17 protein-coding genes, 1 pseudogene and 1 other annotated feature are annotated in these 12,973 nt (G+C 31.5%); of the genes and pseudogenes, 7 read left to right on the forward strand and 11 right to left on the reverse strand.

Annotated features, from left to right (window positions below; translation table 11 throughout):
* Nucleotides 1-2 precede the first annotated feature (2 nt).
* From ACJDU8_RS01580 to ACJDU8_RS01600, 5 genes are all read left to right on the forward strand, one after another.
* On the forward strand, nucleotides 3-785 hold the full coding sequence (locus ACJDU8_RS01580; protein WP_406790396.1) for an ABC transporter permease: 783 nt from the start codon (nucleotides 3-5) through the stop codon (nucleotides 783-785).
* A 5-nt stretch (nucleotides 786-790) separates the two neighbouring features.
* A complete protein-coding gene (locus tag ACJDU8_RS01585) occupies nucleotides 791-1,573 on the forward strand; it encodes an ABC transporter ATP-binding protein (protein ID WP_406790572.1) in 783 nt (260 codons plus the stop codon).
* 21 nt (nucleotides 1,574-1,594) lie between these two features.
* Complete coding sequence (locus ACJDU8_RS01590; protein WP_406790397.1) at nucleotides 1,595-3,445, forward strand: fumarate reductase/succinate dehydrogenase flavoprotein subunit; 1,851 nt, start codon at nucleotides 1,595-1,597, stop codon at nucleotides 3,443-3,445.
* Nucleotides 3,438-3,665, forward strand: coding sequence for a 4Fe-4S dicluster domain-containing protein (locus ACJDU8_RS01595; protein ID WP_406790398.1), 228 nt, complete (start codon nucleotides 3,438-3,440; stop codon nucleotides 3,663-3,665). Before ACJDU8_RS01590 ends, ACJDU8_RS01595 begins: the two co-directional genes overlap by 8 nt.
* Before the next feature lie 102 nt (nucleotides 3,666-3,767).
* On the forward strand, nucleotides 3,768-4,385 hold the full coding sequence (locus ACJDU8_RS01600; RefSeq protein ID WP_406790399.1) for a hypothetical protein: 618 nt from the start codon (nucleotides 3,768-3,770) through the stop codon (nucleotides 4,383-4,385).
* Nucleotides 4,386-4,607: 222 nt separating this feature from the next.
* On the opposite strand, the gene ACJDU8_RS01605 is transcribed toward ACJDU8_RS01600, so the two are convergent.
* The 7 genes and pseudogenes from ACJDU8_RS01605 to ACJDU8_RS01635 form a co-directional block, all read right to left on the reverse strand.
* A complete protein-coding gene (locus ACJDU8_RS01605; RefSeq protein ID WP_406790400.1) occupies nucleotides 4,608-4,916 on the reverse strand; it encodes a DUF2442 domain-containing protein in 309 nt (102 codons plus the stop codon).
* Nucleotides 4,917-4,929: 13 nt separating this feature from the next.
* A pseudogene (locus ACJDU8_RS01610) lies at nucleotides 4,930-5,037 on the reverse strand (DUF4160 domain-containing protein); the annotation flags it as partial.
* A 14-nt stretch (nucleotides 5,038-5,051) separates the two neighbouring features.
* Entirely contained in the window at nucleotides 5,052-6,434 is a 1,383-nt protein-coding gene (locus ACJDU8_RS01615; RefSeq protein WP_406790401.1) for a TrpB-like pyridoxal phosphate-dependent enzyme, read from the reverse strand.
* A gap of 89 nt (nucleotides 6,435-6,523) precedes the next feature.
* Nucleotides 6,524-6,774, reverse strand: a binding site (T-box leader).
* 78 nt (nucleotides 6,775-6,852) lie between these two features.
* Entirely contained in the window at nucleotides 6,853-7,410 is a 558-nt protein-coding gene (locus ACJDU8_RS01620) for a VanZ family protein (RefSeq protein WP_406790402.1), read from the reverse strand.
* Between the two features lie 30 nt (nucleotides 7,411-7,440).
* A complete protein-coding gene (locus tag ACJDU8_RS01625; protein ID WP_406790403.1) occupies nucleotides 7,441-8,034 on the reverse strand; it encodes a Uma2 family endonuclease in 594 nt (197 codons plus the stop codon).
* Between the two features lie 185 nt (nucleotides 8,035-8,219).
* Nucleotides 8,220-8,408: a nucleotidyltransferase substrate binding protein gene (locus ACJDU8_RS01630; RefSeq protein WP_406790404.1), complete on the reverse strand. Its 189-nt coding sequence runs from the start codon at nucleotides 8,406-8,408 to the stop codon at nucleotides 8,220-8,222.
* A complete protein-coding gene (locus ACJDU8_RS01635; RefSeq protein WP_406790405.1) occupies nucleotides 8,317-8,628 on the reverse strand; it encodes a Uma2 family endonuclease in 312 nt (103 codons plus the stop codon). The genes ACJDU8_RS01630 and ACJDU8_RS01635 overlap by 92 nt, the downstream gene beginning before the upstream one ends.
* Nucleotides 8,629-8,849: 221 nt before the next feature.
* Here ACJDU8_RS01635 and ACJDU8_RS01640 point away from each other — a divergent pair, with 221 nt between their 5' ends.
* Together ACJDU8_RS01640 and ACJDU8_RS01645 are read left to right on the forward strand one after the other, a co-directional pair.
* Nucleotides 8,850-9,119 (forward strand): hypothetical protein, encoded by a 270-nt coding sequence (locus ACJDU8_RS01640; RefSeq protein WP_406790406.1) that lies wholly within the window; start codon nucleotides 8,850-8,852, stop codon nucleotides 9,117-9,119.
* A gap of 92 nt (nucleotides 9,120-9,211) precedes the next feature.
* The gene (locus ACJDU8_RS01645; protein WP_406790407.1) at nucleotides 9,212-9,709 is read left to right on the forward strand and encodes a polysaccharide deacetylase family protein; all 498 of its coding nucleotides are present in this window, start codon (nucleotides 9,212-9,214) and stop codon (nucleotides 9,707-9,709) included.
* Between the two features lie 329 nt (nucleotides 9,710-10,038).
* Here ACJDU8_RS01645 and ACJDU8_RS01650 read toward each other — a convergent pair whose 3' ends face one another.
* The 4 genes from ACJDU8_RS01650 to ACJDU8_RS01665 all read right to left on the reverse strand — a co-directional run bounded on the left by ACJDU8_RS01650 (nucleotide 10,039) and on the right by ACJDU8_RS01665 (nucleotide 12,939).
* Nucleotides 10,039-10,269: a type II toxin-antitoxin system MqsA family antitoxin gene (locus tag ACJDU8_RS01650; RefSeq protein ID WP_406790408.1), complete on the reverse strand. Its 231-nt coding sequence runs from the start codon at nucleotides 10,267-10,269 to the stop codon at nucleotides 10,039-10,041.
* Between the two features lie 5 nt (nucleotides 10,270-10,274).
* Complete coding sequence (locus ACJDU8_RS01655; RefSeq protein ID WP_406790409.1) at nucleotides 10,275-10,589, reverse strand: DUF4258 domain-containing protein; 315 nt, start codon at nucleotides 10,587-10,589, stop codon at nucleotides 10,275-10,277.
* Between the two features lie 404 nt (nucleotides 10,590-10,993).
* Nucleotides 10,994-12,031, reverse strand: a complete 1,038-nt coding sequence (locus ACJDU8_RS01660; RefSeq protein WP_406790410.1) for an Rpn family recombination-promoting nuclease/putative transposase — start codon at nucleotides 12,029-12,031, stop codon at nucleotides 10,994-10,996.
* Nucleotides 12,032-12,282: 251 nt separating this feature from the next.
* Entirely contained in the window at nucleotides 12,283-12,939 is a 657-nt protein-coding gene (locus tag ACJDU8_RS01665) for a sigma-70 family RNA polymerase sigma factor (protein WP_406790411.1), read from the reverse strand.
* Between the last annotated feature and the right edge of the window lie 34 nt (nucleotides 12,940-12,973).

Raw genomic sequence — 12,973 nt, forward strand, 5'->3', positions numbered from 1 at the left:
ATATGAAAGAAAATACTACTTCTTATTCTAAAATGAAAAAGATATTATGCAAAGTATTTTCAATTTTGGTATTCATTATTGTATGGCAGCTATTGGTTAATTTAAATATAAAAAGACCATTAATGTTTGGAAATTTACCATCACCATTAGATGTTTTTCGAACTCTTAAAACAATCATAATTCAGAAAGAATTTTACCTGCATGCTTTATACAGCTGCATAAGAATTTTTATAGGCTGCATCGTAGCACTTCCCATAGCAGTAATATTTGGATTCTTAATTGGGTTAACCAAATTTGGAGAAAACTTTATACTGCCTATTTTCGATATGCTAAGACCTATTCCCCAAATTGCCTGGATTCCTATAGCAATATTAACATTTCCATCTGTAGAAGGAAGTATTATTTTTATAACTTTCTTAGGAGCATTCTTTCCCATACTAGTTAATACCATTGCGGGAACACAAGCTGTTAATTCACTATTAATAGAAGCCGCAAAAAGTATGCATGCAAGCAAATGGCAGTTAATAAGATATGTATCTTTTCCAAGTGCTGTTCCTAATATTTTTACTGGACTTACCATAGGTATCGGAAGTTCCTGGATGAGTGTTATAGCTGCTGAGATGATATCGGGCAAATATGGAATAGGATACTATACCTGGACTTCATATACTTTAATGGAGTATCCCGAAACAATAATAGGTATGATAACCATTGGTGCTATAGGAGCAATATGCTTTTCTCTGGTGAGGAAATTAGAAAAAAGCATACTGATGTGGCGTGAATAATGGAGGTGAAGAGTTTGACAATTAAAGTTAATAATGTTTCTAAGGTATATAAAATTAGAGGAAAAAAGGAAGTCTTGGTATTAGAAGATGTAAATTTAACAGTTAATACAGATGAATTTATATGCATTTTAGGCCCTTCAGGCTGTGGAAAAAGCACATTACTAAGAATAATTGCAGGACTTGATTCATCCACAGAAGGAATTGTTCAAATAGATGAACAAACTATAACTAAACCAAGTAGAAATAGTTCTGTAGTTTTTCAAGACTATGCATTATTTCCCTGGAGAACTGTTGTACAAAATGTAGAATTTGGACTCATATTAAAAAAAGTGTCACGAAAAAAAGCTAGAGAAAAAGCATTAAAATACTTACATATTGTTAATATGAGTGAATTTAAAGATCAATATATACACCAATTATCTGGAGGAATGAAACAAAGAGTGGCTATTGCAAGAGCTTTGGTAATGGAACCTAAAATTCTTTTAATGGATGAACCCTTTGGTGCATTGGACACATTTACCAGAATTCAGCTGCAAGACGAGCTAATTAACATATGCAAAAACAGAGTACTAAGTGTGGTATTTGTTACACATGACATTGATGAAGCTATTTATCTAGGAGATAAAATTGCCATTATGAAATCTAATCCAGGTAACATAAATTCCTTAGTAGAAATCCCATTAACCAAACCAAGAAATCGAACAGATTACAATTTTACACATTATAGGAATCTCATATACAAAGAATTTTCATTAGTAAAAGAATTTGAACCTGAATATAATATTTAACTTTGGGAGGTTGAGAAAATAATGAATTTAGAAATTATAAATGCTGATGTAGTTATTCTAGGCGGTGGAAGTGCTGGCACAATTGCAGCAATTAAGGCAAAAGAAAAAAATCCTGATGCCTTTGTAATAGTGTTAGACAAAGGACCCATAGAAACTTCTGGAGCAATAGGAAGAGGAATGGATGCCCTTAACATTGTAGCATCCCCTGGATACTCTACACCAGAAAATGTTGTAGAGGCTCTAACCAAGGTTACTGAAGGCGTTTTAGATCAAGAAACAGCTTATGTACTTGGAGAAAAAAGTTTTCAGGTAATAAAAGATTTAGAAGACTATACAGAAAGAAAACCTGGAGACTTGTTTCCAATTGATAAAAATGGAAATTATAAAGTGAACTACCTCCATCCCGTAGATCACCCATTATATCTTGCAATGGATGGAGAGGATATAAAAAGAGGACTAGCCAAAAGAGTTAGGGATTTAGGAGTTAGAGTTTTCGATTTCACACCAGCTGTAAAATTATTTACAACCGACGGACAGGTTTCAGGTATACTTGCATTTAATATTCGAACAGGACAAAAACATCTAATAAAAACCCCTACAGTAATCCTTACAGCAGGAGCAGTAGGTAAATTCGGATTGCCAAGAGATGGATATTTAAGTGGATTATATGAATTTCCAGGAAATACAGGAGAAGGGTATTCACTAGCATACCAAGCTGGAGCTAAATTAATCAATCTGGAATGCTTTCAAACTAATCTTTTAATGAAGGATTTTAATGGACCAGCCTGTGGATATGTTGTAATACCAAGGGGTGGTTATGGAGTAAACGCATTAGGCAAAAAATATTGGACACACGGTTATTGGTCAGGAGATATGTTTTTAGCTGTTTGGCGTGAGTTTATAGAAGGAAGAGGTCCTGTGTATCTAAAAATGGATCATCTTCCAGAAGAAACAATAGAAGGATTGGAAAAAATCCTCTGGGGAACAGAAAGGACAACTCGAGGTTTGTTCCATGAGCAAAGAGGAGAAGACTATAGAAAATGGGATTCAGTAGAACAAGGGATGGAAGAAATCACTTTATGTAGTGGTCATAGTATGTCAGGAATAAAGGTCAATAAATATGCAGAAACCAGCATACCAGGACTATATGCAGCTGGAGATTGCGCAGCAGTTCCACATCAATATCTTACTGGAGCATTTGTATTTGGCAGTATAGCCGGCCAGCGTGCAGTGGAATATGCAAAGTCACATAAGGCAAAAGAAATAAATGTAGATTTAAAAGAAGTTATTGAAGAAATAGAAAGTCCTATAAAATTAGAAACTGGATTATCAGCTCAAGATGTTGAATATAAAATCAGATCTAAAATAAGCCAATACCTGACACCGCCAAAAAGTGATCCACTTATGAAAAAATTGCTTTGGTGGATTGATAGAATAAGAAGAGAAGATATACCTAGAATAAAAGTTGATGACTATCACAATCTTATAAAGGTTACTGAAGTTAAAAGCATTTTAGATTGTGCAGAAATGGCAGCAAAAGCTTCACTATATAGAACAGAAAGCAGATGGGGACTTGGACATTATCGCTTGGCATATCCTCAAAGAGACAGCCAGTGGAATAATAAATGGGTAGTAATACAAAAAAATCAAGAAACTAAAGAAATGGCATTATTTAAGGAAGCCGTTCCACCACATAAATGGAAATTTGAAGAAAGACTAGAATATGAATATCCAGCATTTAATTTAAATATAGGAAAGGGATATATCCCTCCTGAAAATGACAATAGAGATTCTTGGATAGAAGAAAAAGTCAAAAGAGAAGGATTCGTCATTCCTAAGAGAATTATTCCAGGAGGTAACGAAAATGAGTAAAAACACTAAAAGGAGTTATCAATGGATAAGCTTTAATAAGGATAAGTGCATTTCATGTAATAAATGCGTTAATTATTGTCCTAGAGATGTTTTAAGACTTGAAGAAGATGGAATACCTTTCATGAAATATAAAGATGACTGCTGGTATTGTGATATATGTTCATATATTTGTCCTAAAGGTGCTATTAAATTAGAAGAAGTTCCATATTTAATAAAATAATAGAGCCTATAAAAATAATGAGTTCCCTCCTATTATATATGACGAATAATTGCCAAGTAAATTGGCAAACTATAAAAAAATGTATTTTAGGAGGGAAATAAAATGTTAAAAAAGAATATTAAAATAATATCTGCTCTAACTATTTTAGCTTCATTAAATATTAACTGCATGACGGTTAATGCTTCATCAGCAAAAAATATATCTACAGCAAATGAAATTACCACACCATCAAAAAATAATGCGCGTAAACATTTGGACTATAAGTCCCGTCTTGATGAACTGGTAAAAAATAATGTGATAACTGCCAAACAAGAAAATGCAGCACTGGACTTAATAAAACCCAATGATTTTCATGAATTTATGAAGGAAAAGCATAAGTGTTCAAAAAATAAATTAGACAATCTAGTTAAAAACGGTACTTTAACCAAAGAACAGGAATCTTCCATAAAGGAAATAATCTCCTTTTCCAAAAAACAAGGAAAAAACTTTAGGGGTTCTTTTAATAATGGATTGGATGAATTGGTGAATAATAAAACTATAACTAAACAACAAAAGACAGAAGTAGAAAATTTATTTCGCTCCTGTAGAAAAGAACATATTGAGAATGTAAATGCATTTTTTAAACAAAAATTTGATACCCTTGTAAAGAATGGAACAATAACACAAAAACAGGAAGAAGCCATGATTAAAAGTTTAATGCCATTTAAGCATAATTCATAGCAATGTTCTCCAGGGGTTAGTCCCATAGCCATCAACCTAAATAGTAACAATGGTTGAGGCTTTTTTTATGCATATTTATTAATAAGAAAAGGAAAACAGAACAAATTATCTACTCTGTTTTCCTCAAAAATAGGCCACATTAAATTTCTGTTTAACACCATATTTGTATGAAATATCTCTTTTTCAATCTTATACTGCTGCTGTGGGCATGTAAACTACTTTTCAGGTACCTGGCTGAAACGATTCAAATAGTTGAATTGGTTCTTCAACTTCAGGAGAATTGTATAATTCAAATGGATCTATATCTAAACATTCACTCTCATCGTAATTTCCATTTAAATCCCAAGCTAGTGTACCATTCAAAACAGTACATTTTTTCATAAACATAGTTTTATCCTTAATCTGATTAAAAATGCCTTTGTTAACTAACTCTGATGCGTCAAATAACTTTATTGCTCCATCATCAAAGTAAATGTAGACTTCGTATTCATTAGTTGGTATTACTTGTATTACCTCTGGAAAATAATCCATACAATTTCCCCCTTTATGATAAAGGTTCTATCTTATTTAATTTTTGATGTGAACGGGATAACTCCCAATTTTGCATTAACTCATCTTTATGTATTTCTGCCCAGGCTAATACCAACTTTAATATGCTTATCAAATCTAATCCTGAATACCAGGTATTCTTGGTAAAGCATCAAATCCTTTTTGAAGCTCTTCATCGGTAGGGATATAGTCAGACATTTTATTTTCATTATATTGTATATATGCCTGCATATCAAAATAGCCTGTTCCTGTAAGGCCGAATAAAATTGTCTTTGCTTCTCCTGTTTCTTTACATTTAAGTGCTTCATCAATAGCCACCCGAATTGCATGAGAAGATTCTGGAGCAGGTAATATTGTTTCATATTTTGCAAATAATGCAGCAGCATCAAATATACTGGTTTGTTCCACAGCACGAGCTTCATCCATATATCCATCATGATAAAGCTTTGAAAGAACCGGACTCATGCCATGATAACGCAGCCCCCCTGCATGGTTATCAGAAGGAATAAATTCACATCCTAATGTATACATCTTTGCCAGTGGAGTGATTCTTCCCGTGTCACAAAAATCATAGGCATATTTTCCTCTAGTAAGTGATGGACAAGAAGCAGGTTCAACTGCTATAAAATAAGGATTAGCTTTTCCAGTTAACTTGTCCTGCATAAAAGGAGCAATAAGTCCTCCAAGATTAGATCCCCCACCAGCACAACCTATAACTATATCAGGATAAGCATCAATTTTTTCCATAGCTATCTTAGCTTCAAGGCCAATAATCGACTGGTGAAGAAGAACTTGATTAAGAACAGAACCCAAAACATAACGACAGTTTTCTGTTTTTACTGCATGTTCAATAGCTTCAGAAATAGCACAGCCAAGACTACCCCCTGTATTTGGATTCTTAGCAAGAATAGCACGTCCAGCTTCTGTTGTATCTGATGGACTCGGAATAACTTTTGCCCCAAAGGTTTGCATAATTGCCTTACGATAAGGCTTTTGCTGGGAAGATACCTTAACCATATAAACTGTTAGGGGTATTTCAAAATATGCACAAGCTTCAGATAAAGCTGTTCCCCATTGACCAGCTCCAGTTTCCGTAGTAAGGGAAGTAATTCCTTGTTTCTTTGCATAATAAACCTGTGCTACAGCAGAATTTAACTTATGACTGCCAGAAGTATTATTTCCCTCAAACTTATAGTAAATCTTTGCAGGTGTATCAAGTGCTTTTTCCAGATTATATGCCCGACAAAGAGGTGACGGACGATAAATTTTATAAAAATCAAGAACCTCATCTGGAATGTCTACATATCTAGTTTTGTCATCCATTTCTTGTTTTCCAAGTTCCTCACAGAATACAGCATATAAATCTTCAACTTTTGCAGGTTTCATGGTACCTGGGTTTATATAGGGATCATGTTGTTCTTTCATGTCAGCCCTAAGATTGTACCACTTACGTGGTATTTCCTCCTCTGACAAATAAACTCTATAAGGTATTTTATTCATTTATTCATAGCCTCCTTCAAATATAAACATTTTAGTTTTATTCAAGTTTCACTGCATAAAAGTATATAAAAAAGCCCTTGCCCCCCGGTAAAAGGGACAAGAGCTTATACTCCTGCGATACCACCCAAATTGGTAAAAAATCACCCACTCTTTTCATATACATAATAATATATGCTCAATTTATAACGGGTAGAGTTCCCGTCAGTGCCTACTTGGAAAAAATCCTTTCAGACTGCCTTCATAAGTCCATTCATCTAGATAAATGTTATCGCATTCCACCAAACTACGACTCTCTGAAAACATATAATTCTAGAATACTATTCTTATTCATCAGTTTATTTTCTATAATAAATAATAAATTAGAACTTTTAACTTGTCAATAAAATTTTGGAATGTTCAGGATTTGTCGACTAAGCTTCTACACTGCTTTTTTATGTATAAATGTTATTAATTTACTATAAAATTTATAGTAAATGAGATAAGACACAGCAATTCCTATAATACTTCCACTAAAATCTATTAAAACATCGCTGACTAAAGAAGATCTGCCTGGTACAAACATCTGGTGAAATTCATCAGTAACAGCATAAAACAAGCATATAAACATTATGTAAATAACAGCACTTTTTCCTTTAACATTAAAAGAAAATAGCAATACTGTTGTAATAATAGCTAAAACAATGTATTCAAAAGCATGGGCATTCTTTCTAAGAATTAAATTTAATTTCTCCATCCTATTTGTATTGGGAGAATTGTTAATTTTTTTATTATTATTGGCTCCACTTAAACTGTTACTTGAAATATTATTTTTCTGTGCAATTAGCTTTTTTACGTTTTTAACTTTATGATATTTATTAATAATACTATTTAATATGCTATTGCTTATTTTATTAGATGATGTGCCATTCTCAGATGAATTATAAAATATAAATCCCATCCACAGTAAACATAAAAAAATACATAATATTTTTTTCATTCTTTCGCCTTTCAAAGTTATACACTTATTTTATTTTTCATATGAAGTAAATATATTTGCCAAATTTACTTCAAGTCCCTCAAACAGCTTGCTTTTAATTATTTCACCTTTTTTGAAATTATCAGGTTCACCATATATCTCTTTATTTAATCTAAATATTTGTATGTCTTTATTTTTAGGGGAAACTATCCAGTATTCCTTAATTTCATTTAGTTGATATAAGTTTAATTTCTGTATATAATCTTTGGATGCAGTAGAATCTGATAAGATTTCTACTACTAAATCTGGATTTCCTATGCAGCCTTTTTTATCTAGCTTAGATTTATCACAAACAACAGATATATCTGGTTGTACTACACAATCCACCTTACTCTCATCATAATGCTGAACATTTTTTATCATTCTTACATCAAATGGAGACAAAAACACTTCGCACTTACCATCATCATCATTACCTTTAAAATATCTCATCAATTCAAAGGCTAAATTAGCTAAAATTCTTTGATGTTCTGTGCTAGGTGCTGCTTGTAAATAAGGCACTCCATATATTAGTTCATATCTATCTTCTGTATCCCATTTTAAGTATTCTTCATAGGTATATTGTTGGTTAAAGTTTGGAATCATAGTTAACCCCCCCCTTATGTACTCAATATGAGATTTTAAATTTTTATCATTTATATCTATTTTCATTATATCATATAAACATACTCCAGTATGTATTTCAAATCTCTCTCCAATAATCCGAACATTTTAAAGCTCCTTAATCAACTTTTCATAAAGTTTTTTTAGCTCAGGAAAATAAATCTGCACTATATCCTTAAGCATTTTCTCTTCGCCAATTTATCATCATAAGTGTGTACAGTCAAATTTCTATCTGCAAGAGCATCTATCCAAACATGTCCATCATCAATTAACCCTATTTGATAAGCTTGCTTGATTGTTCCCCTTGGGCTTTTTGTATATAATTCTTGTGCTTCTAGGTAATCCTTCATCTTCATTTTTCAATTGTATATCAAAAGGAGCATGAAATAATTCACATTCTTTGTCTCTAAAATAATTTCTTAACTCAGCTGTAAAATTAACTGAAACTCTCTGATGTATCGTAGATGGCGATGCTTGATTATATACTTGACCATCTACATATTCCAAATATTCTTCAGTATTACTATCTAGCTGCAGGAATTCTTCATAAGTTATTTTTTTAGATTGAGGTGTCAATGTTATATCACCTTATTTCTTTTATAAGTTCATATAAGAAATTATATCAAATATTCTGAAAATGTACTAGATAATATTTTTATAACTTCGCTAAATACACATTTATCAGCATAAAATTAGAACTTTTAATTTAGTTTGTCAATAAAATTTTTGTTTACTGACAGACAATATTATGGTAATATTTATTATAAAATATAAAATAATGTTATTTAGTACAAATTATGAGAGGAGAATTAGCTGCTACCATGAATATTCATAAAACAAATGAAATTGATCTTGGAATAATTTTGATTATTATATTAAGCGTATGTTTAGTTTTAGTATTGGTTTTTGGTCATATTAAAGACAAAAAGGATTCAGAAAGGTTAGCAATAGAAGCATCAAGGTATACTGCAGCAGCACTTGAAAATGCAGTGGTAACTATAATTGATAATGATGGTACAAACGAGTTTTTAACTAATGTTAAACCTATTCTAGATAAAAAGGAGTAAAAGCAAGCTTAGCAATAGTATCAAATGATGTTGGTGGAGAAGGATATTTAACAAAACAACAGCTATTAGATTTGCAAACAAGTGGATATGAAATGCTTTCACATACAAAGACTCATGATGAAAATATATTTAAAAATAATTTATCAAGTGTATCAGACTCAGACATAGATACAGAATTTAAAGATTCTCAACAATGGATGCTCAGTAATGGTTTAAGAGGTTATGATGTTATTGTATATCCTTGGGGAAATTTTGGAGATCAAGCACAAAGATATGAAAACATTGCAAAAAAATATTATAAATATGGTTTAAATGCAAGTGGAACTTATAATACTCCAACTACTGATAACATGTACTTATCAAGGCATGAAATAAATAAGACAGAAGATTTTAATACTGTTTTAAAACCAATTATAGATGAATGTATTTCATCCAAGGGATGGTTAATACTATCTACACATTCATATGATGATTCTGAATTTGATGTAAATTATTTTAGCACAGTTCTTGATTATATTAAACAGAATAATATACCTATTATGACATTTAGCCAAGCTGCTGAATATGAAAAAACTCATAATAATCAGTAAGTTAGTTTCCATAGAATACGAAGGGGATAAAGAAATATGGCTGATAATATTACAGCTGAATAATAACCTACTTAATTAGAATTTATGGGAACACACCTAGCTTTGTGTAAATCAACTCTGGGTACGTTCTCTTTATTTTTTGTCCACATTTTGTGCATATACCTCTGATGGCTGTGCGAAAAGTTTGCCTTAAGCCTGCTACTCTAAATCGCTTGTCTCTGGAAATTTATTGCTCTTCCCCTGAGGTCCTAGGAGGCAATTGGAAATTGGCTCCTTGCTAGTTGCGAAAGACTTGCCTTGAACTTATTGAGAACTTGAAGAGACCCACTTTAAGCTACCATTTCAGAATAATTTACAACAAATATTTCTGCTTTATTCTTCATAGCTTCTTCCACTATTTTTTCTAATTTCAATGCAATATTATTTTCAATAAAATATTCTCCACATTGTCTACATATATTTGCTGGTACACCTTTAATTATAATGATATGTCCATCCAGATCAACAATATGATTTACTTTTCCATCTATCATATTGGATTTACATAAAATGCAATTCATAATTTTTACCTCCTTCTAGTCTTTAAGTCTTCATACCATTCATCTTTATCAGGATAATAAGTAGTTATCATCCATACATATTCCTGACCTATAGCACATACAACATGAATTCCACTATTCTTATCCGTAAATCCTAAAACCAAACAACTTGGAAAGGGATAATCACTTTCATAGTATTCAATTATCTCTCCACTTATTATACAACCTAAAACATTCTTAATTTTAATTCCTCTCTGTTGCATTCTTGCAAGAATATGCCCTCGCCATTGTATTCTATTGTTTTTCACTAGGTTCCTTATATCATCTATATTAAAATCCATTAATGATTTTTCTCCCTTTTAACATCTAATAATATTATTATTGTACCAATTTCTTGTCATTTTTACACTAAATTTTATTAATTTAATTTTAACTTCGTTAAATACACATTTATCATCTCAAAAAAGTAATAAAGAGGAAAATATCTACTCTATTTTCCTCTTTATTTTATCTCCATTTTTTAACTTAGACTCTGACCTCATTGTGAATTTTTATCCACATTTTGTGCATATACCTCTGCAAACTATGGAAAAAGTTTGACTTAAACCTGCTACTCTAAACTACTTGTCTCTGGAAATTTATTGATCTTCCCCCGAGGTACTAGGAGGTAAGGAGGCAATTGGAAATTGACTCCTTGCTCCTTTGCGAAAGACTTTCCCTGAAGTTACTAGGAGTTTTGGAGTTCTTAACTCAAATACCTAGTTAAATCCTCCATTCTTTCTATATCCAAAATATTTTCAATAATTAAATTTAGTTCATCACTATTTGCTTTTTTAATTTTTTCATCAAAAGTTCTATCTGAATAATTGAATTTTCTGTTAACTAGCTTCAAAACTCTTTTTACATCCCTTAATCTAGCTTGTTCTCTTCCTTCTTCTCTTCCTTTTTTTATGCCCTGTTCTATACCCTCTTCCTTCACTCTTTCAAAAGTTTCTCTGATTGTTTTAGATATATTAGAAGTCATTCTTAATACCTCCCCTTTATTAGCGGTTAACACGCTCTCTAACTCTTCTCCTATAATATTCTTCAAGTCATCAGAAAGAGTAGTTCTTAGCCAATGTTTTAATATCATTTTTTCTTCTTCTGTTAACCTATCAAAATATAAAGCTATATCTTTTATTCTACTTATAAACTCCTCAAAGTCCACTTTCTGATCTAATAAAAATATGGCTGAAGATATGTTCCCGAGCTGTACCAACTCTTCTTTTTCATATTTGTTTATATCAAACAGTATATATTCAAAATCTATTATGTTATTTCCAAAGAGTTTACTCTTATTTATTATATTTTTAAATCTTCTCTCTACAGTCCATTTATACTCACCGTTATATAGCACTAGCGGAACTATAGCCGGTAACCTAAAATCCTTTCTCTTTACTTCACCTTTTTCAGTATTCTTTAAGAATTCTCTCCATATCTCTGCCATATACAAAAATAACCTTATAGGCATACTGTAATCTACTGAGGACTGAAATTCCAGCAATACATAAAACACAACTTCATTATCCCCCATATTTGCCTTATACACTATATCTGATTCTAACTCTTCATAATCCGATAATATATATGACTTATTTACTAGTTCTAAATTTTCTTCCCTTAACTCATCACTCCAGGAATTTTTCACAAAATTCTGAACTAAATTTATAAACACTTCTTTATTTGAAAATAAATCTTTATAACTCTTATCATGAATGTTATTTATATCTTTTTTAATATTCATCTTGACCTCTTTAAAATCCATTTAGTTTTTGTCTGGTTGTTATAATTTAATTATAACTTTTCCAACTATTATTATCAATAATCTCGATTTATCAATTTTATTCAATTTACAATTGATAATGCACAAATTAACAATTATAGAGGATTTTCTTCCTCTGCGCTCTAGAAAATCTAAAAAAATATAGAGTCATTGAAGCCTTGCTTCAATGACTCTGAATTTTAGATTTTTCGCAGAAAAATCATCATTTACTCTTAACTTTCAACTTCCAGGATCAAGTACTCCTTCAAGATGTCAAGAGCTTTTTTCTTTTTATAAACTGCTGTTCTATAAGCTATTCCCTTTTTTGCCGCATATTCTTTTAAGTCCTTTTCCAGTATATGATACCAGATTATTATATCCCTTTTTTCTTCAGGAAGTTTTTCAATAGCTTCCCAGAGCTTGATATTATACTGCCTTTTTATAAAATCTTCCTCAATATCTTCTGTAGATGGTATCATGTCTAGGAGTTCATTTCCCTGGCTGTTGCAGCTGTAGAGACTGCAGCAGCTGGGTTTTCTTGTATTATTCCTTATCTTCCAGTGAAAATTTTTCTTTACGGCACTTTTAGCATAAGCAGTAAAAGGATATTTTGAATTTATATCATAACTGCCGATTGCCTTTATAAGTGAAACTCTTCCTTCTTGTATCATGTCTTCCATGGTGTATCCATTTATATAAATAGATCTGCTTAGATTTATAATCATCCCATTAAAACTTTTACAGATCTCTTCTACTGCAATTTTATCACCATTTTTGGCCTTCTTCAGTAAATCTTCAAGGCGAGATATTTTGGATAAATCATAGCCTGTGCTGTCTGTGATTTCATGGCGTTTCTCCATTGCAGGGGCGCTTTTGAAATCATACATCATACTATTCTCTCCTTAAGTTTTATACTTAGGTTTA

Origin of the sequence: Candidatus Clostridium eludens (assembly GCF_045310515.1) — a bacterium.
Classification (GTDB): Bacteria; Bacillota; Clostridia; order Clostridiales; family Clostridiaceae; genus Clostridium_B; species Clostridium_B eludens.